The 25,673-nt window shown below is 70.2% G+C and carries 19 protein-coding genes and 1 tRNA gene; 12 read left to right on the top strand and 8 right to left on the bottom strand.

Annotation, left to right across the window (positions count from 1 at the left end; translation table 11 throughout):
- Positions 1-25: 25 nt before the first annotated feature.
- Complete coding sequence (locus tag HG543_RS07130; RefSeq protein ID WP_169343927.1) at positions 26-1,705, bottom strand: arylsulfatase; 1,680 nt, start codon at positions 1,703-1,705, stop codon at positions 26-28.
- A gap of 297 nt (positions 1,706-2,002) precedes the next feature.
- Between HG543_RS07130 and HG543_RS07135 the strand changes: the two genes are divergently transcribed.
- The gene (locus HG543_RS07135) at positions 2,003-3,895 is read left to right on the top strand and encodes a SulP family inorganic anion transporter (RefSeq protein WP_169343928.1); all 1,893 of its coding nucleotides are present in this window, start codon (positions 2,003-2,005) and stop codon (positions 3,893-3,895) included.
- Positions 3,896-3,951: 56 nt separating this feature from the next.
- Here the strand turns inward: HG543_RS07135 and HG543_RS07140 are convergent, their stop codons facing one another.
- Both HG543_RS07140 and HG543_RS56220 read right to left on the bottom strand, forming a co-directional pair.
- Complete coding sequence (locus HG543_RS07140; protein WP_169343929.1) at positions 3,952-5,502, bottom strand: arylsulfatase; 1,551 nt, start codon at positions 5,500-5,502, stop codon at positions 3,952-3,954.
- Between the two features lie 113 nt (positions 5,503-5,615).
- Entirely contained in the window at positions 5,616-5,738 is a 123-nt protein-coding gene (locus HG543_RS56220; RefSeq protein ID WP_281404366.1) for a hypothetical protein, read from the bottom strand.
- 600 nt (positions 5,739-6,338) lie between these two features.
- Here HG543_RS56220 and HG543_RS07150 point away from each other — a divergent pair.
- The 7 genes from HG543_RS07150 to HG543_RS07180 all read left to right on the top strand — a co-directional run bounded on the left by HG543_RS07150 (position 6,339) and on the right by HG543_RS07180 (position 15,629).
- Complete coding sequence (locus tag HG543_RS07150) at positions 6,339-6,608, top strand: Kelch repeat-containing protein (protein ID WP_169343930.1); 270 nt, start codon at positions 6,339-6,341, stop codon at positions 6,606-6,608.
- Positions 6,609-6,711: 103 nt separating this feature from the next.
- The gene (locus HG543_RS07155) at positions 6,712-8,412 is read left to right on the top strand and encodes an MBL fold metallo-hydrolase (RefSeq protein WP_169343931.1); all 1,701 of its coding nucleotides are present in this window, start codon (positions 6,712-6,714) and stop codon (positions 8,410-8,412) included.
- Entirely contained in the window at positions 8,409-9,827 is a 1,419-nt protein-coding gene (locus tag HG543_RS07160; RefSeq protein ID WP_169343932.1) for an aKG-HExxH-type peptide beta-hydroxylase, read from the top strand. Before HG543_RS07155 ends, HG543_RS07160 begins: the two co-directional genes overlap by 4 nt.
- Positions 9,824-11,293 (top strand): radical SAM/SPASM domain-containing protein, encoded by a 1,470-nt coding sequence (locus tag HG543_RS07165; protein ID WP_169343933.1) that lies wholly within the window; start codon positions 9,824-9,826, stop codon positions 11,291-11,293. The genes HG543_RS07160 and HG543_RS07165 overlap by 4 nt, the downstream gene beginning before the upstream one ends.
- Before the next feature lie 12 nt (positions 11,294-11,305).
- Positions 11,306-12,583 carry a radical SAM/SPASM domain-containing protein gene (locus HG543_RS07170; RefSeq protein WP_169343934.1) on the top strand — a complete coding sequence of 426 codons (1,278 nt, stop codon included), beginning with the start codon at positions 11,306-11,308 and terminating at the stop codon, positions 12,581-12,583.
- A 24-nt stretch (positions 12,584-12,607) separates the two neighbouring features.
- Positions 12,608-13,525, top strand: a complete 918-nt coding sequence (locus HG543_RS07175; RefSeq protein ID WP_169343935.1) for a hypothetical protein — start codon at positions 12,608-12,610, stop codon at positions 13,523-13,525.
- Between the two features lie 10 nt (positions 13,526-13,535).
- Positions 13,536-15,629 carry a hypothetical protein gene (locus HG543_RS07180; protein ID WP_169343936.1) on the top strand — a complete coding sequence of 698 codons (2,094 nt, stop codon included), beginning with the start codon at positions 13,536-13,538 and terminating at the stop codon, positions 15,627-15,629.
- A 70-nt stretch (positions 15,630-15,699) separates the two neighbouring features.
- Here HG543_RS07180 and HG543_RS07185 read toward each other — a convergent pair whose 3' ends face one another.
- Positions 15,700-15,891: a hypothetical protein gene (locus HG543_RS07185; RefSeq protein WP_169343937.1), complete on the bottom strand. Its 192-nt coding sequence runs from the start codon at positions 15,889-15,891 to the stop codon at positions 15,700-15,702.
- A gap of 193 nt (positions 15,892-16,084) precedes the next feature.
- Between HG543_RS07185 and HG543_RS07190 the strand changes: the two genes are divergently transcribed.
- Positions 16,085-18,493 (top strand): ABC transporter permease, encoded by a 2,409-nt coding sequence (locus HG543_RS07190; protein WP_169343938.1) that lies wholly within the window; start codon positions 16,085-16,087, stop codon positions 18,491-18,493.
- Between the two features lie 6 nt (positions 18,494-18,499).
- On the opposite strand, the gene HG543_RS07195 is transcribed toward HG543_RS07190, so the two are convergent.
- A complete protein-coding gene (locus tag HG543_RS07195; RefSeq protein WP_169343939.1) occupies positions 18,500-20,257 on the bottom strand; it encodes an ABC transporter ATP-binding protein in 1,758 nt (585 codons plus the stop codon).
- A 98-nt stretch (positions 20,258-20,355) separates the two neighbouring features.
- Between HG543_RS07195 and HG543_RS07200 the strand changes: the two genes are divergently transcribed.
- From HG543_RS07200 to HG543_RS07210, 3 genes are read left to right on the top strand one after another with little or no spacing between them, the layout of a single operon-like run.
- The gene (locus HG543_RS07200; protein WP_169343940.1) at positions 20,356-20,850 is read left to right on the top strand and encodes an FAD-binding oxidoreductase; all 495 of its coding nucleotides are present in this window, start codon (positions 20,356-20,358) and stop codon (positions 20,848-20,850) included.
- Positions 20,847-21,887 (top strand): glycosyltransferase family 9 protein, encoded by a 1,041-nt coding sequence (locus tag HG543_RS07205; RefSeq protein WP_169343941.1) that lies wholly within the window; start codon positions 20,847-20,849, stop codon positions 21,885-21,887. The genes HG543_RS07200 and HG543_RS07205 overlap by 4 nt, the downstream gene beginning before the upstream one ends.
- A 45-nt stretch (positions 21,888-21,932) precedes the next feature.
- A complete protein-coding gene (locus HG543_RS07210) occupies positions 21,933-23,405 on the top strand; it encodes an MBL fold metallo-hydrolase (protein ID WP_169343942.1) in 1,473 nt (490 codons plus the stop codon).
- Between the two features lie 184 nt (positions 23,406-23,589).
- On the opposite strand, the gene HG543_RS07215 is transcribed toward HG543_RS07210, so the two are convergent.
- The 3 genes from HG543_RS07215 to HG543_RS07225 form a co-directional block, all read right to left on the bottom strand.
- Positions 23,590-24,663 (bottom strand): glycosyltransferase family 9 protein, encoded by a 1,074-nt coding sequence (locus HG543_RS07215; RefSeq protein WP_169343943.1) that lies wholly within the window; start codon positions 24,661-24,663, stop codon positions 23,590-23,592.
- Positions 24,664-25,188: 525 nt separating this feature from the next.
- Positions 25,189-25,494, bottom strand: coding sequence for a hypothetical protein (locus tag HG543_RS07220; RefSeq protein ID WP_169343944.1), 306 nt, complete (start codon positions 25,492-25,494; stop codon positions 25,189-25,191).
- Positions 25,495-25,511: 17 nt separating this feature from the next.
- Positions 25,512-25,587, bottom strand: a tRNA-Thr gene (locus HG543_RS07225).
- Positions 25,588-25,673 lie beyond the last annotated feature (86 nt).

Raw genomic sequence — 25,673 nt, forward strand, 5'->3', positions numbered from 1 at the left:
CGCGGCCCCCCGCCGCGTCAGCGCCTCAGGAGTGTGCCTGGAGGGCGCGGTGGACGAACTGCTCCACCTCGTTGGCCAGGCTCATGATCTGATCGCCCACCGTGGGCCGGCCGTCACCCTGTCGCTCGCGCATCTTCTCCTTCACCCGCTCCTTGAGGGGGCCGATGGAGAGGCTGCCCGGGGCCTGGCTCGGTGGGTATTCGATGAGGCTCTCGGCGAAGCGCTTCACCATGGCCTGGGCCGGGACGAAGAGGAACATCCGCTCGCCGTACCAGCGCACGTACTGCCCGGAATGTGTCGCGTACTCGAAGGGGTCCGAGCGCAGGTTGAAGATGTAGGGCCAGGCGGGGTTGAAGCGCTTGCCGCTGAACCACATGTCGGGGCCCTCGCCGTCCTGGTAGTTGAAGACGATCTTCCAATCGTCGTACCGGATGGCGGCGAGGTTGCCGCTGTCGAGCACGTAGACGAACTCATGCCGGCGGCCTGGCTCCGTGCCCGCCAGCAGCCCGCGCTGGTCGTAGCCGTCCAGATAGACCCTGAACGTCTTGCTCCCCACGGTGTAGCCCTTCTTGCACCGCTCGGCGAGGTCCTCCGGGCCGCCCGCCGCCGCCACGAGCGTGGGCATCCAGTCCTCGTGGGCGAAGATGTCGTTGATGACGCTGCCCGGCGGGATGGTGCCCGGCCACCGCACGACGCAGGGCACGCGCACGCCGCCCTCCCAGGTGGAGCCCTTCTCGCCCCGGAACGGCGCGTTGCCGCCGTCCGGCCAGCCCATCTTCTCCACGCCGTTGTCCGTGGAGAAGATGACGATGGTGTTGTCGGCGATGCCCAGCTCGTCGAGCTTGGCCAGCAGCGCGCCCACGTGGTCATCCAGCTCCGTCATGGCGTCCGCGTACAGGCCCTTGCCCGTCTTGTTGCGGTACTTCTCCTGCAGGAACGTCCAGACGTGGGTGCGCGTGGAGTTGTGCCAGATGAAGAAGGGCTTGTCGTCCGCCACCGCGCGCTCCATGAAGGCCAGCGAGGACTGGAGGAACTCCTCGTCCACGGTCTCCATGCGCCTGGCCGTCAGGGGGCCGGTGTCCTCGATGCGCTGCCGGCCCACCCGGCCCCAGCGCGCGTCCTCGGTCGGGTCGTCGCGGTCGGTGGCCCAGGTGTGGAGCACGCCCCGGGGCCCGAACTTCGCCTTGAAGGCCGGGTCCTTCGGGTAGTCGGGGCACTCGGGCTCGTTCTCGGCGTTCAGGTGGTACAGGTTGCCATGGAACTCATCGAAGCCATGGACCGTGGGCAGGAACCGGTTCGAGTCGCCCAGGTGGTTCTTGCCGAACTGCCCGCAGGTGTACCCCAGTGGCTTGAGCAGCTCCGCGATGGTGGGGTCCGAGTCCTGGAGACCGTAGTCCGCCCCCGGCATGCCGATGGTCGTCAGGCCGGTGCGCAGCGGGTTCATGCCGGTGATGAAGGCGGCGCGGCCCGCGGTGCAGCTCTGCTGCCCGTAGCAGTCCGTCAGCAGCGCGCCCTCGCGGGCGATGCGGTCGATGTTGGGCGTGCGGTAGCCCATCATTCCCAGGTTGTAGGCGCTGACATTCCAGATGCCGATGTCATCGCCCCAGATGACCAGGATGTTTGGCTTGCGCCCGGCCCCGCTCTTGCCATGGCCGTTGCCGCTGGGGCCATTGGAACCATTGCCTGCCTGTTTCGTCTTCGCCATGGGAGTCCTCTTGCCGGTTCGCGCTCCGCCGCCCGCCGCGGGCCTCCGACCGAGGGAGGGCGTCGCATCACATGAACGGAAAGGTGCTCAGTCCGGTAGGTGGAGCTACCTGTACCCGAGGGTTGGCCACCCTCTTCGGAGCTCGGGGGCCTCGGACATCCCAGGGCCCGTTCCCCTGCCCTTCGGGGTTTGCGCCGGGAAGGAGGTGTCCCTACCCCTTAACGCGACCATCACCTTGCAAACACAATCGCGTGCCAACCGCCGCGGGGTTGTCTTTGTCCAGGAGGAGCGGGCCCCATGGCACAGCCCCAGAAGACGAGGCCCGCGGCCTCCTTGCTTGCCCGTGCGGTGCCCTTCGCCTCCACGGTGCGCGACTACCGCCCCGCGTGGCTGAAGCGGGACCTGGTGGGCGCCCTCACCATCACCGCCCTCCTCATCCCGGAGGGCATGGCGTACGCGGAGCTGGCGGGCCTGCCGCCGACGGCCGCCTTCTACGCGGCCCCCGCGGGGCTGGTGCTGTATGGGCTGTTCGGCAGCTCGCGCCAGCTCGTCGTGGCCGTGTCCGCGGCGGTGGCGGTCCTCTCCGCCGCCACCGTGGGTGCCCTGGCCCAGGCGGGCTCGCCGCGGTTCGTCGTCCTCACCGCGGCGCTGGCGCTGATGGCGGGCCTCATCTCGTTGCTCGCGGGCGTGCTGCGGCTGGGGCGCGTCGCCCAGTTCTTCTCCGCCTCCGTCCTCACCGGCTTCGTCTTCGGCCTGGCGCTCGTCATCGCCATCAAGCAGGTGCCCAAGCTCTTCGGCCTGGAGGCCGGCGAGGGCAACTTCTTCGAGCGGCTGTGGTTCCTCGCCACGCACCTGGGCGGCACGCACCTGGTCACCCTGCTCGTGGGCGCTGGCAGCCTGCTGGTGTTGCTGGGGCTGGAGCGGGTGTCGGAGCGGCTCCCCGCGGCCCTGGTGGTGCTGGCGCTGGCCATTGGCGTGACGGCCCTGTTGGGGCTGGACGGGCGCGGTGTGCACGTGGTTGGCAAGGTTCAGGCGGGGCTCGCGGCGCCCCGGCTGCCGGACGTGGGCTGGAAGGACTTGCTGGGCCTGCTGCCAGGGGCCTGCGGCATCGCGCTGGTGGCCTTCGCCGAGGCGATTGGCCCCGCGCGCATGCTGGCGGCACGCCACGGCTATGAGGTGAATGCCAGCCGGGAGCTGGTGGGCCTGGGCGCCGCCAACATGGGGGCCGGGCTCTTCCAGGGCTTCTCCATCGGCTGCAGCCTGTCCAAGTCCGCCGCCAACGACGCGGCCGGTGCGCGCACCCAGGTGTCCTCCATCCTGGCCGCGGTCCTCACGCTGCTGGTCGCGCTGTTCCTGACGCCTCTCTTCCGCCTGCTGCCCGAGGCCACCCTGGGCGCCATCGTGGTGGTGGCCGTCTCGGGGATGATGGACGTGCGGGAGATGCGGCGGCTGTACCGGCTGCGGCGGGCCGACTTCATCGGGGCCGCGGTCGCGCTGGTCGGCGTGCTCGCCCTGGACGTGCTGCCCGGGCTGCTGCTGGCGGTGGGTGTGTCGCTCTTCCTCACGGTGTACCGCGCCAGCGTGCCCCGCCTGAGCGAGCTGGGACGCGCGCCGGGCACCCTCGCCTTCAGTGACGTGCGGCACTCGCCCCGCCCGCTGACGGTGCCGGGCATGCTCCTGCTCCGCCCCAACGAAGGCATCTTCTTCGCCAACGCCACCTCGCTGCGGGACGAGGTCATCGAGCGGCTGCGCCGCGCCCCCGGCCGCGTCCAGGCCGTGCTGCTGGACCTGGAGGTGACGGCGGACCTGGACGTCCCCGGCGCCGACATGCTGGTCAGCCTGCACGACGAGCTCGCGCGGCGGGGCGTCACCCTGGAGTTCGCCCGCATCATGGCGCCCACGCGGCGGATGCTGGACAGCACGGGCGTGACGGCGAAGGTGGGCGAGGCCCACCTCCATGCCCAGGTGCTGGACGCGGTGGTGGGCCACCTGACCCACTCCTCCTCGGTGACTTCGGAGGAGCACGAACTCCTGCACGACGGCCTGCGCCGGCTACGGGGCCTGGTGGAGGAGGCTGACTCCATGCTCGATGAGAAGGAGACGGCGGATCGCCAGCGGCTCCAGGAGCTGGGCCAGCGCCTGAGGCGGGCCGAGTCCGAGCTGGAAGGCCCGGGAGGCGCGCCGCACTGAGCAGATGCTGTCGCGCTTTCCTCCCAGGCCCGGGCGGTGAGCGCCCTGGACGCCCGTTACTTCCTGGAGCCGTTGAGGGAGGCCTCCATCCGCTCCATCGCCTGGTCGATGGTGAAGCTGGCCGCCTTCTGTCTCGGCGGGAACTCCTTGAACGTCTCCAGGAACCGGGCGACGAGCGCCTGCGCGGCCATGATCATGTAGCCCTTGGTGACGAACCAATCCCAGTAGGTGTTCGAGGTGGTGTCGGCGCGCTCGAACGGGTCGGTGCGCAGGTTGTAGAGCTTGGGGACGCGCAGGGGGGTGAACGGCTCCGCCCAGATCTGCATCGTTCCCGGGACGCGCTGCTCCATGAAGACCAGCTTCCAGTTGTCGAAGCGCATGGCGACGAGGTCCCCGTCGTCGCTGAAGTAGATGAAGCCCTCGCGCGGGCTCTTCTTCTCCTTTCCGGTCAGGTACGGGAGGAGATTGAAGCCGTCCAGGTGCAGCTTGAAGGTGAGGTCGTCTCCCGCCGTGTAGCCCTTGAGCAGCTTCTGCTTGATGTCCGGCTCGCCGGCCGCCGCCAGGAGCGTGGGCAGCCAGTCGTGGTGCGCGACGATTTCGTTGGAGACCACGCCCGCCGGAATCCTGCCCGGCCAGCGGATGACGAGCGGGACGCGGAAGGCCCCCTCCCAGTTGGTGTCCTTCTCGCTCCGGAAGGGCGTCATCGCGGCGTCGGGCCAGCTGTTCATGTGCGGCCCGTTGTCGGTGGTGTAGAGGACGACGGTGTCCTGGGTGACGCCCAGCTCGTCCAGCAGCGCCAGCATCTCGCCCACGTTCTTGTCGTGGTCGACCATCGTGTCGTGGTACGGCGACTGCCACCGTCCGGCCTGGCCAAGGCTCTCCGGCTTCGTGTGCGTCCGGAAGTGCATGTGCGTCGTGTTGAGCCAGCAGAACCAGGGCTTGCCCGCGCCATGCTGGCGCTTGATCCAATCCCTGGCGGCGCCGACGAACTCGTCGTCGCACGTCTCCATGCGCTTGCGGGTCAGCGGGCCGGTGTCCTCGATTCTCTGCATGCCCACCCGGCCCCAGCGCGGGTCGACGGTCGGGTCATCCTTGTCGGTCGCCCAGGAATGGATGACGCCCCGGGGTCCGAAGCGCTGGCGGAACTGGGGCAAGTCCTTCGCGTTCGGGTAGTCGGGGTCCTCCGGGTCCTCCTCGGCGTTGAGGTGGTAGAGATTGCCGAAGAACTCGTCGAAGCCATGGACGGTGGGCAGGAATGGGTTCTGGTCTCCGAGGTGGTTCTTGCCGAACTGGCCCGTCGCGTAGCCCAGGGGCTTGAGCAGCTGCGCGATGGTCGCATCCTCGGCCCGCAGCCCCACGGGTGCTCCGGGGAGGCCCACCTTGGTGAGGCCGGTGCGGAAGCCGGACTGCCCCGTGATGAAGGAGGCGCGCCCCGCCGTGCAGCTCTGCTCGCCATAGGCATCCGTGAACCGCATGCCCTCATTGGCGATCCGGTCGATGTTGGGCGTCCTGTAGCCCATCATCCCCGAGCTGTAGCAGGAGAGATTCCATATGCCGATGTCGTCCCCGAAGATGACGAGGATGTTGGGCTTCTTCGCTTGGGCCATGCCTGACTCCCGTGTGAGGCCTTGAACCCTTCAGGCTGTGGCTTCCCTGGGCGTGGCGGAATCACCTCTCAGCGCACCATGGAGTCCTCGGTTACGCAGTTGCGATGACTTCCTCACGCACGCCTCCAGGCGCGCACCACCAGTATTCCGAGGACGCCTGCCCCCAGCAGTCCCAGGCCCACCAGCGCGTCCTGGAGCTGGGCCAGCAGCGCCCAGGCATCCACCAGGGCGGCCACCGGGTCCGCGCCGCGCCAGGTCGCGCACGCGCAGCGCGCTCACGTCCAGGTCCGAGCGCCCCACGCGCTCGGCCAGCTCCGAGCGGGGTGGATTCAGCGTCGCGCACGCGGAGAGGAGCGCCGCGTGCACCACCGCCGACACGCGGCGCCAGGGTTGAAGGACCGGAGACATGGGACGGGCGCAAGCTGCGCATGCCTGCCTCCTCCGCCGACCCTCACCTGGAGCCGGTGGGCCCGTTCCGCTCCGGACACCCCACGCCACCTGGCGAAGCTCCAATCCGGGTGCAGAAGCCAATCGGTTCGGAAGCACGGGCTCCTGGCTCCCTCCAGTTGGAGGAGATCGAGCCCGAGCAGCACTTCATGTTCAACGTGGGCGGCGGCCTCTCCATCCCCATCTCGGACGCGGGAGACCGCTTCGTGACGGGTGGCGGCTTCCAACTCCGTGCTGGGCTCGCTCCAGGACCGGTTCGAGCCGGGCCCGGACGGCTCGGTGGAGCTCTACTTCGGCCCCAGCGCGCCAGGAGCGTCAGTGGATACAGACGAACCGCCCCGAGGCCGCGAGCCTGGATGGCTCGTGGAGGCTCGTCGACGTGACGCGGGATGAGCACCACCCGCCATGACCACACGGCCACCCGGCTGAAGGACGGGAGGGGGTTGGTGACCGGGGGCAACCCCGTGCAGGACCTCAGCGGCTCGTCCGAGGTGTTCAACGCGGGCACGTGGACGGCCACGGGGGCCACGAGCCAGTCGCGCTTCCACCACACCGCCACCCTGCTGAAGAGCGGCCACGTGCTCATCGTCGGCGGCTTCAGCAACTCGGCCTGGGGCACCTACGAGCTGTACTACCCGCCATTCTACCGGCGGCGGTAGGCGCGCCTCGGCGGAGCCTCCACCCTTCATCTCCGCCTGTGTTGACGCCGTCCACCCGTGGACGCTTAGGATATCCGGAGATTGCGTCAAATGGGACTAATCCGTGAGCACTTGGATCGAGCACCTCGGCCACACCAGCTTCGCCGTGACGCGAGAGAGCCTGAGGCTCCTGCTCGATCCGGTGCTCGTGCGCCAGGACCTCGACTTCCGCCAGCCCACCTGCCCCCGTTGGGTGACCGAGGACCTGACCACCGTGAGCGCGGTGTTCCTGTCTCACGGCCACGATGACCACCTGCATCCGCCCAGCCTCCTCGGGCTGCCGCGGGACACGCCCATCCACTTCCTCGACGAGGACCCGGCGACCTGCTCCTGCGACGAGAGCCCGCGCCGGCTCCTGTCCTCGTTGGGCTTCCGCGTCCTCAACCCCTTCCGCCCAGGCGACGTCATCTCGCTACCCGGGGACGTCCGCGTCCGCATCCTCCCGGCCCGCCGCTCGGCGGAGGGCGAGGAGCAGTGCGCGTTCCTCATCGAGACCCCCGACGTGCTCATGCTGGACGGGGTGGACATCCAGGATGCGTCCACCACGCGCGAGGCCCTGGAGCCGTACCGCGAGCGCGTAGACGTCGCCTTCCTGCCCACGGGCGCCTCGCTCCAGTTCCACGGCTTCTGGAACCAGATGGACATGGTGGAGGCGGGGGCCTTCATCGAATGGCTTCGCCCGGCCCTGGTCGCCACCTGCGGCGGCTCGACGTCCATGTCCGCGCGGCCTCGCGCCGGCACCTTGGAGCGCTACCCGCATGACCGGGCGGACTGGCTCGCCTTCGCCGCGGCGCACCTGGAGCCGGGCCGCTTCCTCGCGGCTTCCCCTCCCGTCCGTCTCCACTACGAGGCCCACCGGCTGGTGCGCACCGTGCCCCAGGTGCCCGGCACCCGCTTCATGCCCGGTGGCGGCGCGCCCCGGCCCCACGCGCTCGTCGCGACGTTCTTCGGCGGCTACCACCCGCGCATTCCCACCCGGAAGTCGTGCTGGCCCAGCACTCCGCTCGCGGAGTGGCTCGAGCCTCTCCAGCCCCTGCGGGATGCCATCCTGGCCGCGCAGCACGAGCTGAAGGCCCTGCTCGCACGCTGCCAGCCGACGGCCAACAAGACGCCCGCCGGCGTCCTCGCGCCGTGCACCCTGCGCCGGCTCGTCCAAGGCGGGGCCCTGGAGCTCGCCGCCCGCCTCTGCACCATCATCCCGCCCACCGTCACCGAGCCGGACGCGCTGGACGCGGGCTTCTTCGCCGTGGCCGAGTGTCTGCTGGAGAGCGCCCCCGGGCTCGCCGAGTCCTTCCTCGCCGACCTGCGCACGAGCCTGTGGCTCGACCGCCGGATGTTCCAGATGCGCGTGCTCGCGACGCGGCTCAGGACCCTGTCCAGCACCCCGCCCGGGGAGGCGGAGCGCCTCCGGGGCGAGCACCTGGCGGCGCTGCGCCGCACGGCCCATCAGCGACGCGTGGCGCTCGGGCCCCACCACTTCTGGCTGACGCGCGAGCAGGTGCCCCTGCTCACCGGCGCGCCGCCCGCGAGCGATACCGCCGCCCTGCTCTGCTTCCCTGGCCACGCGGGCGTCCACCAGGTGCCACTCAACGAGCTCGAGGCGCTGATGCTGGAGCGCTGTGACGGCAGGCACTTCACGCAGCTCGTCTCGCAGCTGAGCCAGTTGCTGGAGCTGCCGGCGTCCGAGGTGGACGCAGTGCTCTTCGGCCTGCTCGCCCGCCTGTCCCAGAATTCCGTTGTGCTGTTCGACTGGAGCCAAGGATGAATGACATCAACGCGTACCTGTTTCCCCCCGCACTCGACACAGCCAAGAAGGCCCAGGTTCGTGAACGCATCCAGGTTCACCGTGCCTCGGTGATGGACGCGTACCTGCCCATGCTCCAGGACACGGCGATGACCACCCGGCTGGGCGCGGAGCGCAGCGCGGCCCTCCAGGACTTCATCTCCGAGCTGCTCGTGCTGTCCACGCGCGCCCCCGAGCGGCTCACCGAGCTGATGTCCCACTGGGCGCCCGCCTCGCTCCTCAACGCCCTCGTCTCCAAGGAACCGCGCGTCGACGCGCAGCTCGACCAGTACGTGGGCAACCTCCAGGCGCTGCTCATCGGCTACCACCTCGAAGGCAAGGGCGTCTCCCCGAAGGTGCGCTTCCGGACGACTCCCAGCCTGTATGACCTGCGCACCTCCACGCGCATCCAGGTGCGCGGCGTTCCCGAGGGCCAGAAGGTGGAGTGGGACTTCGCTGGCAACTCGCTCACCCTGCGGCACGCGGGAGGTGCCCCCATCCAGGTGCCCCTCCCGCTCGCGAACGGCGGCGCCGTGGAGCGCACGCCGCTGACGTGGTCGAAGTCGTGGAACGTCCCCATCATCGAGGACAACGCGGTGCTGGGCATCGTGGGCACCACGCCCCAGGAGCTCCGGAAGGAAGTGGAGGACCCGAACTGGGAGCCCCTGTCCCTGCACGACAGCGCCGAGGCGGCCTACCGCATCATCGCCGACCTGTGGCCGGAGATGCTCGACTGGAGCCCGCTGCTCTGCACGGGGCTCGTCGACATGAATGGGCCGAGGTCCCCGCACGTGCACCGCTCGGCGTCCTACGGCCCGGCCAGCCCCATCTTCGTGACGCGCGTGGATGACCCGTTCAAGCACGCGGGGGACATCGTCCACGAGCTGCAGCACCAGCGCATGCACCTCATCATGGACACGTCGGCCTTCGGCAAGTGGAACGACCCGACCCAGAACACCGCGTCCCCCTACCGCAGCGACCCGCGCCCCATGCGCGGCCTGCACCTGGGCATCCACGCCTTCCTCGCCGTCAACCGGCTGCGGCTGCGCCAGCACGCCCGCGCCGAGTCCCCGGATGAGCACTACCGCTATCTGCTCAACGCGCACCGCATCAACCTCTTCACCTTCCGAACCCTGCTGGAGTTCGAGGACATCCGCCCGCACGGCCGCGCCATGTTCGCCGAGTACGCCCGCGAGCTCCTCGCGCAGCACGAGCTCATCGAGCCCGGGGCGAGCCGCGAGATGAGCGAGACGTTCGACCAGCACATGCGCGCGCACATCCAGGCCGTCGCCGGCCGGGCCACGGAGAAGATCATCAACACGGGTCCGGAGTTCATGGACTGGGCGGAGATCGCGAAGCTCGCGGCGCGCTACGCCGAGCGGGGAAGCGCCTCATGAGGACCACGGGCCGGCGTTACAAGGACGAGTGGCTGCCCAATTTCTTCCCCTCCCGGAAGGTAGGGCCGGACCACCACGTGCGGCTGTCGCGCACGGGGGCGCTCCAGATCCTCTCCGGGACCGAGGATGCGCAGCTCTCCGAGATCTTCATGGACGCGGCGCTCTTCGAGCGCCTGGAGCAGAGCGGCCACATCGTCACGGCGAAGAACGCCGCGCAGGTGATGGAGGACCTGAAGACCTGGCACCTGAAGACGTTCGCGGGCGCCAGCCTGCACATGGCCGTCCTGACGAAGCGGTGCAACCTCAACTGCACCTACTGCCACATGAACCCGGAGCCGATGGACGCGCGGCACCTGGACATGCAGCCGGACACCATCGACGCGCTGGTGCGCTTCGCGCTCTCCACGCCCAACCCGCTCATCCACTTCGAGTTCCAGGGCGGCGAGCCGTTCCTGAACTTCCCGGGCATGGTGCACCTCGTCGAGGAGGCCCACCGGCAGAACGAGAAGGTGGGCAAGAAGCTCGACTTCGGCGTGACGACCAATCTCATGGTTGTCACCAGGGAGCACATGGAGTTCTGCCGGAAGCACCGCATCAACGTGTCCTACTCGTTGAACGGGCCCCCGGACGTCCACGACAGGTTCCGCATCACCCGCACCGGCGCGGGCTCGTACCGGTCGGTGGTGGAGAAGCTGCGGGAGTTCCAGAAGGAGTTCCCGGACATCCTCAGCACCTCACCGCTGTGCGTGGTGGGCAGCGCGAACGCCCCGGACTTCCGGCGGACCATCGACTTCTACCATGAGATGGGCTTCAAGAACGTCGGGGTCATCAAGCTCAAGCACCTGGGCAACACGGTGAAGAACGGGCTGCGCTTCGACATGCGCGACTTCCTCAAGCACTACCTCGACGCGCTCGACTACATCTACGAGAAGAACCAGCGCCTCAACGCGGACTACTCCGAACGCATGCTGCGCGTGCTGATGGTGAAGATCCTCTTCAAGACGGACGTGGGCTACGTGGACTGGGCCAACCCCTGCGGCGACTTCAGCGGGGCCATCGTCTACGACTACGACGGGGAGATCGTCCCCTCCGACGAGGCGCGCTCGCTGCGCGACTACTTCGGGCTGGGCAACGTGCGCGACGTCACCTACGAACAGCTCATCCAGGACAAGAACACCTTCCGGACGATGAACCTCTCGCTGCGCGACCGGGACGCGGAGTGCCGGGAGTGCGCCTACAACCCCTACTGCGGCGTGCTGCCCGTGCTCGACTACGCGCGCACCGGCGACCCGACCCCGCGCCCGCATGGCTCCGACGAGTGCATCCAGGTCCTGGGCATCCTCGACTGGGTGTTCAAGAAGCTGGTGGAGGATCCGCTGCCGCTCTTCCGCATGCTCCCGGGCATGGAAGGCGCGCTGATGGAGCTCGCCAACTCGCTGGAGGCGCCGCAGGCCACCACCGCCTAGAGGACACGGTCCATGCACCCGCTCGCCAAGGCCGTTGCTCCGCAAGGTCTGCTCGGCTTCCCCAGCAAGCTGCAGATCCAGACCATCAACCGGTGCAACTACACGTGCCCCATGTGCCCGTACCCCGAGGTCGCGGGGGGCCGGGAGGGCGTCAAGCTGGACGGCGCCCTGTTCCACCGGCTCATCGACGAGGTGCGCGCGGCGAAGCGCCGGGTGAAGCTCTGCCTCATGCTCCAGAACGAGCCGCTGCTGGACAAGCGGTTCGTGGAGCTGCTCGACGAGGCGCACCGGGCCGAGGACGCCATCAGCTCCATCTCCACCGTGACGAACGGCAGCGTGCTGACGCCGGAGCTGCTCGACCGGCTGCTGGCGTACGAGCGCTTCTTCCTCACCGTCTCCGTCAACGCGACGGACGCGAAGCGCTACCAGGAGATCCACGGCAAGGACTTCTGGGACCGCGTGCACGGGCTGCTCACGGGCTGGAAGGGGGCGCGGCAGCGCGTGCGCCTGTCCTTCGTGCTCGACGCGTACTCGGTGGAGGCCGGCCGGGCCTTCCAGGACTACTGGGGCGGCATGGGGTACTCGGTCCGCTTCGTGCCCATCAACACCCGGGTGGACAGCATCCCCGGCAACGCGCGCATCCACGAGTTCGACGCGGACTACGGGCACTGCCACTACCCGGTGGACACGCTCAACATGCTCGCGGACGGCAGCGTCATCCTCTGCTGCAACGACTGGAAGCACCAGGACCGCTTCGGCAACCTGCGCGAGCAGTCCATCGCCGAGGTGTGGAACAGCCCGCGCCTCACCCGCCTGCGCCGCGCGGCCATCGACGGGACGCTGCGGGAGCACGCGATGTGCAAGGGCTGCGACTACCCCATCCGCTCCTCCCAGCGCCTGCTGCTGGAGGCGCGCGTGGCCGGAGAAGCGCTGCCCACCGCCGCGAAGACGCGGGACGTGGTGTTCCACGAGGGCGCCGTGCGCACCAGCCCGGACGCGCCGCCCGTGCCCGTGCTCGTGTGGAGCGCCGACGAGGAGCACGGCACGCTGTCCGCCCTGTTCCCCCGCTCGCACCCGCTGCCCTCGGAGGTGTGGTTCCAGCTGCGCATCGGCCACTCCGGGGCCTTCAACTTCGGCGCGCTGGAGCCCGTCTGGTGCCGGGGCACCGTCACGTCCCTGAGCACGGACCTGGACGTGGGGGACGCGGTGCCCATCCGAATCAACCTCTCCCGCTCGGCCGAGGAGTTCCAGTTCTTCCGCTGGTACTGCGCGGACTGGCACTCCCTCTGACCCACGGCCGGTGCCCGCCCTCTCATGACATCTCCTGAAATCATCGCGCCCTCCCCCGCCCTGCTCCGGACCGTCCGGGATGAGCTGGGCTCCCACCTGCCGGAGGCGCACCGGCCGCTGCTGCACCTGCTGGACGTGTCGTCCTACCTGACGTGCATCACCGTGGCCCTGGGCGAGCGGGCCGTGGGGCGGATCATCCTCCCGATGGAGAAGCTGGAGGCCACGACCGGGCTGCTCAAAGGGCTCGGGCTGCACGTGCACCGAGGCTGGCTGGACTTCATGCCCCGTGTCTCCGGCGTGGAGGGCACGGACCACGACCGGGTCGCCGTCCCGCGCGGCACCCCCGGCGCCACGCAGGGCATGCTGTACATGGGCCTGGACGCGGACCTGGTCGAGGGCGCGGAGATGACCGAGCGCCAGGGGCACCACGGCCTGCTCGCCCAGCTCTTCGGCTACCCCGACTGCTGCTCACGCGTCTTCACCGAGCCAGCCGCCCCGAAGCACCTCGACAAGACGCCGGACTCGTACCAGGACACCGGCCCCTTCCCGCGCGAGATGAACCCGTGCGTGCCCTATCTCTACGGGCTGCACCCGCTCTTCCACTTCCCCTGCTCGCCGCGGTGTACGGCCTCGCGGGAGTTGCTCCGGCAGCGCCTGGGCTACCTGCGCAGGTATGCCCCGTCGTGCGCGGAGTACGACTCCCTCGGCGAGGGCATCGCGTTCTACGGCCAGGGGGTCGGCATCGCCGTGGCGACGCGCTACCAGCGCACCGACGAGGACACCTACCTGCTGGAGAGGGTCGTCACGCGCGGCGACCGGCTGCGCGAGGTCCTCTCCCGCCCGGGAGCGTCGCCCCGGCTCCGCATCCACTCGGTGCACGAGTTCGAGCTGGGTGACGCCCGCATCCAGGACGCCCGGGGCCTCGTGGCCCGGTTCGAGTGAGCGAGGCCGCGTGGAGAAGCCAACGCCAGGAGCCATCCATGAGGCGCTGGAGCGGGCTGTCGCGGCCCTGGAGGCCGCGGCGACGCCGGAGCTGCTGATTGCCTCGGCGGCGGAGCTGCGGCCGGTGGCCTCGCCCTACGCCGCGGCCCTCGTCCTCTCCTCCCTCGCGGCCGACACGCGGCGCCTGGAGCGCGCGGCCCGGCCCTTCTTGCGCTACCTCCTGGAGACGCGCGAGCCCTCCGGCCTGTGGCGCCTGTGGACCCCGTCCCCGGAGCAGCCGCCGGGCACGAGCGCCTCGGCCCGCGCGAGCCTCTCGCTCGCGCTGTGGGGCGTCGCGGAGGCGGACCCCGCGGCGACCTTGAGGGCCCTGCTTGCCACCGCGCACCCGGATGGCGGCCTCGGGACGTGGGCGGAGCCCGCCCGCGCCGACGCGGAGGACCTGCTGGCCAGCGTAGACGTGCTCGCGCTCGCCTCGGCCGGGGGCCACGCGCTCCCGGCGCTCACCGCGCGGGTGGGCTCGTGGGTGGAGATGCACGGGCTGGAGGGCCGCCCGCGCCAGCCCTTCACCGTCTCGCCGTTCGCGCTCGCCCACGCGCTGACGACGTGGCTCCGGACCGACGACACGCTCGTGCTGCGGCGCATCGTGTGGCGGGACTGCGCGCAGCGCCGCAGGACCGCGCTGAAGGACGCCTACGACTGCGCGCTCGCGCTCAGCACCGTCCTCACGCTCGGGCCGCCCCGGGGCGAGCCCTCCTGGGAGGAGCGGGTGGAGGAGATGGTGGCGCGCATCCTCCAGGCGCAGAGCGACGTCGGCCTGTGGCCCGCGCTGGCGCTGATGACGGACGCGCACGGGCGCGTGTACGGCTCGCTCCAGGTCACCACGGCCGCGTGCATCGAGGCCCTCACGCGCTACACGCAATGGCGCGAGGGCACCGGACTCCCCGGGAAGCAGGAGCCCGCCCCGCTCCCGCCTCGGGGCTGGAGGGCGGCCACCGCGCGGAAGGCACGTTCCGTCCAGGACGCGTTCCGGCCCGGCACGTGGAGCGACACGCTCGCGGCGCTGCACGCGCTGGTGCCGCCCACCCTGCTCTCGACGGAAGCCATGGAGCGCGTGCGCGACATCGCGCGCTGGCTGCCCTCGGAGCTGACCCACGGCTTCGGGCTCGAGTGCCGGCTGGCGGAGGTGGCGCCCCGCGCGGACGTGTTCTTCTGGCTCAACAGCGACAGCTACGGGCCCTACATCCTGGCCGGTGAGGACCCGAAGGTGTCGATGCCGGAGGCGCTGCGCCACGAGCCGCTGTGGCGGAGCATCTTCGACTTCTCGCGCCAGTGGACGGACCCGGGCTCGCTGCTCCACCAGGGCGTGGACAGCTTCTGGCTGGAGTTCGACGTGGGCGATGCGCCCGCCGAGCCGCCCGTCCCCGTCATCTTCTTCTGTCACGAGGAGCGCCCCATCCCCGAGGACACGGCCGGCGCTCGCGCGTGCCGCCAGCGGCACCAGGACATCGCCACCGCGGCCCTGCACACGTTGAGCGACGGGGGCCTCTCTCCCGAGACGCTCCACAACGTGCGCGCCTGCATCGAGGCGCTGCCGCCCGGCTCCCAGCCCTTCGCGCTCGGAGTGCTGCGCTCGCGGCGGCTCGACACCGTGCGCTTCTGCGCCAAGGACATTCCCGCGGAAGGGATGCTGGACTACCTCGCGTCCGTCGGCTGGAGCGGCCCCCGCGCCGAGCTCCAGGAGCTCCTGGGCTGGCTCGCCGGCCACGTGGACCGCTTCGTGCTCGACTTCGACGTGGGCGCGCACGTGCTGCCCACCGTGGGGCTCGAGTGCTCGTTCCACGGCCGCCGGCAACCGTCCGCGGAGCCCCGCTGGGCCGTGCTGCTGGAGGAGCTCGTCCGCCGGGGGCTATGCCAGCACGACAAGCGCGACGCGCTGCTCGCCTGGCCGGGCCAGTCCCCGTGCGTGGAGCACCTGGAGGGAGCCGTGCGGGAGAGCCGCTTCGACCGGCGCCTCAGCCACCTCAAGCTCAGCCTGAAGCCGGAACTGGAGGCGAAGGGCTACTTCGGTGCATGGCGGTACCTCGAGATGAGCCGGCCCCCGTGAAGGAGGCCGCCCACCCGAGGTGGCTGGGGTATGTCATCCCGGCTCTCGCCGGCCCCATCCACCTCGCGGCTCAGATCCAGCCGTCGCCGTCACCGTAGCTGCTGTGAACGGGGGGCAGCTCCGCCACCGCCGGCATGGTGGAGATGGCGTGGCCCTGGCCGGTCGCCAGCAGCTTGCGAAGATGGCCACGCAGCGCCTCGACCTTCTGCGCGTCCAGCTTCTTCAGGTCCGCGTCCTGCTGCACTTCCTTGGTCTCAACCATTGCTACCTCCGGTACAGCACTGGGGGTTTGGAACCACGGTGTTCTCGGTAGAGTGGCGCAACCGAGGCCTATGGGGATTCAAGCGATGCCCTGTTTGAACCCGTACGGATTGTCACTGTGCCGCTATATTGTCGTCAAGACAGCATCTCGCCGGATTCAATGAAAGCTCCGCGTCCGTTCCTGGAGAGCACTCATGGACCGCCTCATGAATGACCTGAAATACGGATTCCGCCTCCTGCTCGCGAGCCCTACCTTCACGCTGGTAGTGATTCTCACGGTGGGGCTGGGAATCGGCGCCAGCACGGCCATCTTCAGCGTCATCAACTCCATCTGGGTGCAGCCGCTGCGGTTCCAGGGAGAGGACCGCCTGCGGATGGTCTGGGAGAGCGCGCCGAAGCAGGGCGTGGACCGGCTCGAGACCTCGCTGGCGACCCTGGCGGACTGGAAGGAGCAGTCGGACGTCTTCGAGTCGCTGTCGGGGCTGGTGCCCGAGAGCTACAACCTGGCCGGCACGGAGCAGGCGGAGCGGCTGCACGGCATGCGCGTGGGCGCGCAGCTGTTCCGTGCGCTGGGCGTGGACGCGGTGGTGGGCCGGGCCTTCGGCGCGGACGAGGAGCAGCCCGCGGGCCAGGACGTCGCCCTCCTCAGCCACAAGCTGTGGCAGCGCCGCTTCGGCGGGGCCGCGAGCACGGTGGGCGGCACGGTGACGTTGGATGGCAAGCCATACACGGTGCTGGGCGTGATGCCGCCGAAGTTCGACTTCCCGCCGGGCACGGACGTGTGGGTGCCGCTCGTGCCGACGACGGACGAGCTGCGCGAGCGCGGCAACCGGCAGGTGCGCGTGGTCGGGCGGCTCAAGCCGGGCGTCACGCCGGAGCAGGCGGATGCGGCGCTGCGGGTGCTGGCGCAGCGGCTGGCGGAGCAGCACCCCGCCGTCCTGGAGGGCCGCTCCATCCGCATGACGACGGTGCGCGAGGGCTACCTCGGCTCGGCGGGCCCGGTGCTGGCGACGCTCGCGGGCGCGGTGGCCTTCGTGCTGCTCATCGTCTGCGCGAACGTGGCCAACCTCCTGCTCGCGCGCGCCGCCGTGCGCCGGCGGGAGATGGCGGTGCGCGCGGCCCTGGGCGCGGGACGCGGGCGCCTGCTGACGCAGCTGCTCACGGAGAGCGTGCTGCTCGCGGTGCTCGGCGGCGCGCTGGGGGTGCTGCTGGCGCTCTGGGGCACGCACCTCATCGCCGGGGCCTTCCCGCCCTCCATCGCCCAGCTCGTTCCGGGCTGGTCGGATATCCACGTGGACGGCCGGGTGCTCGTCTTCAGCCTGCTGCTGTCGTTGGTGACGGGTTTGCTCTTCGGCCTGGCGCCCGCCGTGCACGGCTCCAAGCAGGACCTCACGGACACCCTCAAGGATGGCGGCCGGGCCACCACGTCGAAGAGCCGGCTGCGCTCCACGCTGGTGGTGGCCGAGGTGGCGCTGGCGCTGCTCCTCGTCGTGGGCGCGGGGCTGATGATCCAGAGCCTCTACCAGCTCGAGGGCAAGTCGCCCGGGTTCCGCCAGGACGGGGTGCTCACCTTCGAGCTGGCGCTGCCCGAGGCGCAGGCCGCGGACCCCTACGCCCCGGCGCGCTTCTACGAGCAGCTCTTGGAGCAGCTCTCCACGAACCCGGACGTGACGAGCGCCGCGGCCATCAGCCTCCTGCCGATGAGCCGCAACAACCACAGCAGCGGCATCATCATCAGCGGGAAGCCGGTGGTGTCCGACTCGGACAAGCCCATGGTCAACCGGCGCGTCGTGTCGCCCAACTACTTCCGCACGCTCGACATCCCCCTGCGCCAGGGCCGGGACTTCACCACCGCGGACACGGCGCAGACGCGCAACGTGGCCATCATCAACGAGGAGATGGCCCGGAAGTTCTGGCCCGGCGAGGAGCCGCTCGGCCAGCGCTTCACCATGGGTGGCGTGGAGTGGGAGGTCATCGGCGTGAGCGGCAACGTCCGGACGATGAACAAGGGCCAGCTGCGCGACGAGGTGCCCGAGTTCTACCTGCCGCTGGCGCAGTCGCCGCAGAGCAGCATGGGCGTGCTCGTGCGCACGCGGGGCGAGCCCCTCACCGTGAACAACGCCGTCCGCCAGGCGGTGGCGCAGCTGGACGGGAACCTGCCGCCGCCCGCGACGCGCACCCTGGAGCAGCGCATCGCGGAGACGCTCGGCTCGCGGAGGCTCCTGACGCTCCTGCTGGGCACGTTCGCGGCGCTGGCGCTGCTGCTGGCCGCGGGTGGCGTCTACGGCGTCATGTCCTACTCGGTCGCGCAGCGCACCCACGAGCTGGGGGTGCGCCAGGCGCTCGGCGCCACGGAGTCCGACGTCTTCAAGATGGTGCTGGGACAGGCGCTGCGGCTGGCGGGCATCGGCGTGACGGTGGGCTGCCTGCTGGGACTGGTGCTGATGCGCCTGATGAAGTCCCTGTTCTTCGAGGTGAGCCCCTCGGACCCGCTCACCTTCGTGGGCACCGCGCTGCTGCTGCTCTTCATCGCGCTGCTGGCCAGCTTCGTGCCGGCCCTGCGCGCCACGCGCGTGTCCCCGGCGACGGCCCTCTTGGGGTAGCGGCCGTCAGGCGGCCACGACCTGCTTCTCCACGAGTCGCCGATACAGGCCGTCCTCGGCGACCAGCGACGCGTGCGTGCCGCTCTGGATGATGCGGCCGCTGTCCATCACCAGCACGCGGTCCGCGTCCATCACCGTGGAGAGCCGGTGCGCGATGATGAGGGTGGTGCGTCCGCGCATGAGCCGGTCCAGCGCTTCCTTGACGAGGTGCTCGCTCTCGGCGTCCAGGGCGCTGGTGGCCTCGTCGAGCACGAGCAGGCGCGAGTCCTTGAGCACGGCGCGGGCAATGGCCACGCGCTGCTTCTGCCCGCCGGACAGCTGCACGCCGCGCTCGCCCACGAGCGTCTCGTACCCCTTGGGGAAGCGGGAGATGAAGTCGTGCGCGTTGGCGGCGCGGGCGGCGGCCTCCACCTCGGCGTCGGTGGCGTCCGGGCGCCCGTAGCGGATGTTCCGCGCGATGCTGTCCGAGAAGAGGAGGGGCTCCTGCGACACCACGCCCACCTGCTGGCGCAGCCACTGCGGGTCCAGCTCCTCCAGGCGCCGGCCATCCAGCGTGATGGACCCCGAGTCCGGCGCGTACAGGCGGATGAGCAGCGAGGCGATGGTGGACTTGCCGGCGCCCGAGTGGCCCACGAGCGCCACGCGCTCGCCGGGGGCCATCACCAGCGACAGCTCATCGAGCACCGCCACGTCCTTGCGCGTGGGGTAGCGGAAGCTCACGCGCTGGAACTCGACGCGGCCCTCCACGCGGGCCAGCGTATCCCCGCCCCGGTTGGGGATGGCGGGCACGCGCTCGATGAGCTCGAACACGCGCTCCACCGCGCCGATGGAGCGCATGGCTTCCGCCCACAGGTCGCTCATGGCCCCGAGCGCCATGGCCACCATCAGCGTGTAGACGAGGAAGGACGTGAGGCTGCCCACGGTGAGCTTCCCCTCGATGACGAGCCGCCCGCCGTACCAGAAGACGAGGATGGACGCGGCGTAGCTGGCGAAGCCGGCCACGCCCATGACGCTGCCGGACAGGAAGATGCGCTTGCGCTCTATCTTGAAGGCCCGGGCCATGGAGTCCACGTAGCGCTGGACCTCGGTGTCCTCGGCGGTGAAGGCGCGCACCGTGCGGATGCCCGCGAGGCTCTCCACGGCGACGTGGTTCGCCTCGCCCTCGGCGTCCTGGGCCTCGCGCGACAGCTTGCGCACGCGCCGCCCGCAGGCCATGGCGCCCAGCGCCACCGGGGGCACCACCGCCAGCATGAGGAACGTCAGCTGCGGCGACGTGTAGAAGAGGAAGGCCAGTCCGCCCAGGATGGTGATGGCGTTGCGCAGGGCGATGGAGATGTTCGAGCTGACGGCGCTCTGCAGCACCGTGGCGTCCGACGCGAGCCGGTTGGCGAGCTCGCCCGTGTGCCGCTCGTCGAAGAGCGCGATTTCCTGCTCCATGAGGCTGCGGTAGAGCTGCTCGCGCAACCGGTTCACCACGCGCTCGCCCGCGGTGTGGATGAGCGTGTAGCGCAGCATGGTGGCCACGCCCTGGACGACGAACACGACGAGCATGGCGGCGGCGATATGGTCCGCCCGCGCCGGCGCTCCGGACAGCAGCGCCTGGTCGATGGTGAGGCGGAGGGCCTGCGGGAAGAGCAGCCCGGCGGTGCTGGCGATGAGGATGCAGAAGGTGCCGAGCAGCAGGTTGCCCAGCTCCGGACGCGCGAGCCCAAACATGCGCCGCAGGGACACCCGCAGGACGGAGGACATGGAGAAGGCCGACATGGAGGAAGCAGCCTATTCCGAGACCCCAGCAGGGCGGAATCACCCGGTCTCCCGTGAGATGGCGGGAAGACCCGTGTTAGCCTCGGCGCCCTCCTCCCATGGCTCCCCATCCCGCATCCCTCCTGGATGAGCTGCGCGCGGGCATCAGCGCGCCCGTGACCATTGCCCCCGACGCCCTCGAGCGATACGGCCACGACTTTGGCGGCCTCGTCCGGAGGGTGCCCTCGGTGGTGGTCCAGGCCCGCCGCGAGGCGGACGTGGTGCACACGCTGAAGGTGGCGCGGGCGCTGTCGGGACGCCAGGGCCCGGGGCGCCTGTACGCGGTGGGCCTGGACCATGGCGTCCGCGCGGAGGACCGGCGGGGCATTGAGGCGGCCGTGGCGGCGCATCGCCAGTGCCTGGAGTGGACGGTGAGGGCCGGAGGCCGTCCCTACCTCTACGGCTGGCACCCCCTCGCGCCGGAGAGCCGCGCGGCGCTCTACGGCGACGACCTCGCCCGCCTGCGGGCGCTGCGCGACGCGCTGGACCCGGACGGCCTGCTCAACCCGCATGGGCTCCACTGGGGCGACCTCGCGGCGGAGGGCGCGCGATGAGCGTCCCGGACGTGGCGATGTGGCTGCTGCGCCGTCGCCGCGCGCTGGCCGCGCGGGCGCCCGTGGTGTTTCACGCCAACGCCATCGGGGACCGGCTGCTCGCGCTGCCGGCGGTGCGGGCCCTGGCCTCGCTCTTCCCTGGACGGCTGACGGTGGTGGGGCCCGCGATGGACGAGCGCCTCTACTACGCGGGCCTGCCGCTGCGCGCCTTCCATCCCTTCAAGATGCGGTGGGTGGGCTACAGCCAGTTCGACCCGGGCGCGCTCGCGCGTCAACTGGAGGGGTGCGACCTGCTCGTCTCCTTCAACAGCTGGCACTCCGAGGACGTGGACGCGCTGCTGGCCCAGCTGCCCGGGGCGGTCAGCATCGGCTTCTTCCGCGCCTTCACGAAGCGGTTCCGCCGCCCCGAGACGGTCAACGTCTGCGACGCCCACTTCCAGGCCCCGCGCTGGCTTCGCCGCGAGCTGCGGCTGGAGGACTTCTCCCAGCCCCCGCCCCTGCCGGAGGAGAGCCTCGCCGCGGCCCGGCAGCTCCGCGCCAGCCTGCCTCCGGGCGCCCGGCTGCTCGCGTTGCACACCGAGCCCTCCGAGGACTTCAAGCGCTGGCCCGCCGAGCGGTTCGCCCGCGTGCTGGAGGCCTTCCTGGAGCGCCACCCGGACTTCCTGGTGCTCGTGGTGGACCGCGCCGAGTCGGGGCTGGAGGCCATCCGCCACGGTGACCGGGTGCTGTCCTGCGCCGGCTCGGACCTGACCCTGGCCATGGCGCTCGTGGGGACCGCGGACCTGTTCCTGGGCATCGACTCCTGCATGCTCCACGTGGCCGACTTCTTCCGCGTCCCGGCCGTGGGGCTCTTCGGGCAGACGCGCCCCTCCTACTGGGGCTGCCGCTTCACGACGCACCGCTGCCTGGACGCGAACGGGCCCCTCGAGACGCTGGGCGAGCCCGAGGTGCTCGACGCCCTGGAAGCCCTCGTCGACGCCCCGCGCCAGAGTCCTCCCGGACCGCAGGTCCAGACGGGAGTTCTGGGCTATCGATGATGACGTATTTTTGATTTGCTCATGCGCCTGCTGCGGGGACGCGCCATGTTCAATGCGACATTCATCGGTCATCAGGGGTGGTTGCTCGAGACGGCTGACACACGGCTCCTGGTCGATCCCCTGCTCGCGGACACCTTCGGCAACACGCCCGGGCGCGAGGCCTGTGTCTTCCCTCCGCGGGAGATCCAGTTCGAGCGCTTTCCGGCCGTCTCCGCCGTGCTCCTCACGCATGAGCACGAGGACCACCTGAGTCCCGCGTCGCTCGATCGGCTGAGCCGCGACATCCCCATCTATATTTCCGGCAACTCCTCCTCGGCCGCGGCGGACATCCTCCAGGAGATGGGCTTCGAGGCGCGGCGCCTGTTTCCCGGGCAGGTCCTCTCGCTGGGCGACCTGAACGTGCTCGGACTGGGGCCCGGCCACGTGCGCCACGAGGCCAACGACGAGTGGGACGTGCTGCCCTTCCTCGCGTGGGACCGGGACGGCCACGGCAGCTTCTTCAGCTCGGTGGACGTGGCCACCACGGACGAGATGCTCCAGCGCGCGCGCACCCAGGTGCGGAAGCCAGGCATCGTCGCCCTCTCGTGGAACACCATGCACCTGGGCTGGCGCATGGTGGAGCCCAAGCCCGCGGACCCGTTCGGCACGGCCCAGTCGCTGGCCCAGAGCGCGCTGGAGACGTACAGCCGGCTGTCGCGCCTCTGGGGTGCTCCGGCCGCCATCGCGGTGAGTGGCACCGGCTTCTCGCTCCAGGACGACATGGCGTGGCTGAACCGGAACGCGTTCGTGCTGGAGGCCCAGCAGGTGGTGGACGCCGTCCAGCAGCTCGGCATCCCCACGCTCCTCGTGGCCCCCAAGCCGGGAGAGGCGCTGTCCATGGCGAAGGAGCGGGCCTGCCGCGTGGTGACGCGCGAGTTCGTGCGCAGCGCGCGCCGGCAGCACTGGCCCGAGCGGACCTTCGTGGGGGACCAGCCCGCGGTGCCCGCCGACTACGCCCCCGCCTGCGGCAAGCGCGAGGCCGGCCCCGCGGAGAAGGACGCCATCGAGAAGCACCTCGTGGAGCTGGCGCACTACCTCTACGGCACGCGCGTCTTCCAGGACCTGCTGTCGGTGCACGCCGACGAGCTGCGCGACCGCCGCCGGAGCATCGCGCTGGTGCTCAAGCGGGCGGAGGCCCCGTCCTGGGTGTTCGAGTACAACCTGCAGCAGTGCCGCTTCGTGCCGCGCGAGTCCATCAACCCCTACTCCAGCTATCCGGCGGGCATCGAGTGCTGGGCCACGGACCTGCTCGCCCTCTTCGAGGGCCGCGTGGTGGCCAGCAGCGGCGTGGGCCTGGGGCGCTCGCGCGTCTGGAGCGCCGTGCCGGGCCGCTTCACGGGGCTCTACACCCAGCTCTTCGTGCGCTTCTTCCACCCGCTGCGCCGCCCGGAGGCGGCGCTGGCGCTGTACAGGCGCGTCTGGAGCCGGGCCCAGGAGTCGCGCTCCAGCGCGCCGCGCGTGGCGCTCCAGAACCCGTAGCGCACACCGCAGGACCGTACCTGCCTGGGGACACGTGCAATGACTTCATCAGCGGAGTGCGTGGTGATTGGCAGTGGGCTGGCGGGCTCGGTTCTGGTGCATCCGCTTCGACAACGGCACCTGGAGACGACGACTGAGTGCAACCCTGCTGCTGCTCGGACCGCGCCCGCGCCGATGGCGGACCTCATGCGGCCCCCCCAAGCAGGTGGCTGGCCGCGGCCTCCGCTCTGGCGGCGGCCGAGCGTGGGCGCACGTGCGCCCTGGCCAGCTGCTGCAGCGCCTCGAGCACCGGCCCCTCCTGGATGAGCGCCATGGGCCCGTCGACCTTGACGTAGCGGTGCGGACCGAAGCGGAATCCCCACCGGCTGGGCGGGGTCGGTCCAAACAAGCCGACCGCGGGAACCCGGAAGAAGTCCGCCGCGTGCAGCATGCACGAATCCACCCCGAGGAAGAGGTCGGCATTCGCCACGATGGACATCGCCACCCCGAGCGAGGCGCCGGAACACAGCAGCACCCGGTCCGCGTGACGCTCGAGCTCCATCTCCAGGGGATGGTAGTCCACCACCAGGACGAGGTACTCCGGGTGCTGTTCGAGGAAGGCCTCCAGCACGCGCTGGAACCGCTCCACCGGCCAGCGCCTCGTCGCCCCGGAGGGCTCCGTGTGCAAGGCCAGCACTCGCGCCTCGGGCGGAACGGCGGCCATGATTTGTCCAGCGAGCGCCCGGTCCGCCTCGGGCAGGAGGGGGGGCTGCGAGAAGTCCTCCATTCTCAGCCGGCGGTCCAACCGCCTGATGAGTTCGAAGGCCTGTTGCTTCGCATTCCGCCACTGGGTCAGCGGCAGGTGAGACTCGAACTCGGGAAAGTGCCCGAGCGTCTTCGCCTCCGGAAAGCATTGCATCAGCTCCAGGATGTCGTCGGACCACCAGCCGTTGAGCGCAACGAGGAGGTCGCATTCGCTTATCCCCCGGACCACGTCGCGGTAGTCGAACCGGGGAACGCGATTCTCGACCTTCCAGGGGCAGGGGTGGAAGGCCTTGAGCGGCAGGTCCGAGTAGAGCAGCGATTGATCGCCAAGCGTACCCACCAGCGTGACGCGATGCGGATAGAGGCTGCACAGCGCGCGGAGCGCGGGCAGGACGATGAGCCGGTCCCCGACGGCATTGAGGTGGAGGGCCACCGGGGCACGTAGCGAGCGCCACCCCCGCTTCTCCTTCAAGAAGGACGAAAGGGAGTACACGCCACGGCGGAGAAAGTTCATAGGTCGGTTCTACCCAAGCGAGACACGCCACCCGACAAGCGCCTCATCCAGACCCAGGAGGTGCAAGAAAAGGCGGGACGGAAGTCTGCCGTACCGCGCTCTCGTGTTGCAAGGGCTCGAGCGGTTCACCTGGCCTTCGCACGGTTTCTCCGCGGAGCTCGCCGAGCGCCCGAAGGGGCAGGGACCGTGCTGCTGCTCGGGCGGGTCTCGTACTTACCAGGCGCGCTGCTCACGCCCATTCAAGGAGTCTGCTTGCAGTGCTCACACGCAAGACCAACACCAGGGAGAGTCATGGCCAAAACCTGACATCGGCCTCTGGTGATTTGAATCCCATGCAGATGTGTAGCATCACCGGATAGCCATTGGCTCAGGGGACAGATGGAACCGCGACGGAGGTCGTGGCGGCCACCAGGTTCCCAGCGCCGCAACCCCGCCCGAACCGCGCCCCGGTCATGCAGGAGTTCAAGCGCATCGGCTGAACGCAGTCATGCGACAACAACCTTGGCGCTCACCGCGTTCACCCGTTCAGCCGCGCGGGCGTTCAGGAAGCATGGCGAGCGTCGTGTAGAAGCGCGCCGTCGTGCGCGGATCACGATGCCCCAGGTCGTCGCCCACCTGACCGCTCGTGGCACCGGGCTCCACAGCCCGGTGGTCCACGCCGCGCCGGAGGTTCACCGGCGCCCGGCTCCACGTGAGGAACCCGGCGGCCGTCTCCGCGCTCGACAGGGAGGGGAGCGCCCGCGCCGGGCGCCGCTCGGCCGGTGAGCGGGAGTCCTCCGGATCCACCACGAAGCGGTCAAAAACGAAAAAGGCCGGCTGCCACGGGGGCAACCGGCCTTTTTCTGTTCTGGAGCCGACATCCGGATTTGAACCGGAGACCTACTGATTACGAATCAGTTGCTCTACCAACTGAGCTATGTCGGCGAAACGAAAGTGAGCGCGGAGTACCATGGGGTTTCTGGGCCGGCAAGGACAAATGATCAGCCCTGCGTTTTTGTCCCCTCCCCGCC

This window comes from Pyxidicoccus fallax (assembly GCF_012933655.1).
Classification (GTDB): Bacteria; Myxococcota; Myxococcia; order Myxococcales; family Myxococcaceae; genus Myxococcus; species Myxococcus fallax.

Bases quoted from the DNA above. Each gene is read 5' to 3' on its own strand.
- HG543_RS07130 (WP_169343927.1), bottom strand. From the start codon at position 1,705: ATGGCGAAGACGAAACAGGCAGGCAATGGTTCCAATGGCCCCAGCGGC.
- HG543_RS07135 (WP_169343928.1), top strand. From the start codon at position 2,003: ATGGCACAGCCCCAGAAGACGAGGCCCGCGGCCTCCTTGCTTGCCCGT.
- HG543_RS07140 (WP_169343929.1), bottom strand. From the start codon at position 5,502: ATGGCCCAAGCGAAGAAGCCCAACATCCTCGTCATCTTCGGGGACGAC.
- HG543_RS07150 (WP_169343930.1), top strand. From the start codon at position 6,339: ATGAGCACCACCCGCCATGACCACACGGCCACCCGGCTGAAGGACGGG.
- HG543_RS07160 (WP_169343932.1), top strand. From the start codon at position 8,409: ATGAATGACATCAACGCGTACCTGTTTCCCCCCGCACTCGACACAGCC.
- HG543_RS07165 (WP_169343933.1), top strand. From the start codon at position 9,824: ATGAGGACCACGGGCCGGCGTTACAAGGACGAGTGGCTGCCCAATTTC.
- HG543_RS07170 (WP_169343934.1), top strand. From the start codon at position 11,306: ATGCACCCGCTCGCCAAGGCCGTTGCTCCGCAAGGTCTGCTCGGCTTC.
- HG543_RS07175 (WP_169343935.1), top strand. From the start codon at position 12,608: ATGACATCTCCTGAAATCATCGCGCCCTCCCCCGCCCTGCTCCGGACC.
- HG543_RS07185 (WP_169343937.1), bottom strand. From the start codon at position 15,891: ATGGTTGAGACCAAGGAAGTGCAGCAGGACGCGGACCTGAAGAAGCTG.
- HG543_RS07190 (WP_169343938.1), top strand. From the start codon at position 16,085: ATGGACCGCCTCATGAATGACCTGAAATACGGATTCCGCCTCCTGCTC.
- HG543_RS07195 (WP_169343939.1), bottom strand. From the start codon at position 20,257: ATGTCGGCCTTCTCCATGTCCTCCGTCCTGCGGGTGTCCCTGCGGCGC.
- HG543_RS07200 (WP_169343940.1), top strand. From the start codon at position 20,356: ATGGCTCCCCATCCCGCATCCCTCCTGGATGAGCTGCGCGCGGGCATC.
- HG543_RS07205 (WP_169343941.1), top strand. From the start codon at position 20,847: ATGAGCGTCCCGGACGTGGCGATGTGGCTGCTGCGCCGTCGCCGCGCG.
- HG543_RS07210 (WP_169343942.1), top strand. From the start codon at position 21,933: ATGTTCAATGCGACATTCATCGGTCATCAGGGGTGGTTGCTCGAGACG.
- HG543_RS07215 (WP_169343943.1), bottom strand. From the start codon at position 24,663: ATGAACTTTCTCCGCCGTGGCGTGTACTCCCTTTCGTCCTTCTTGAAG.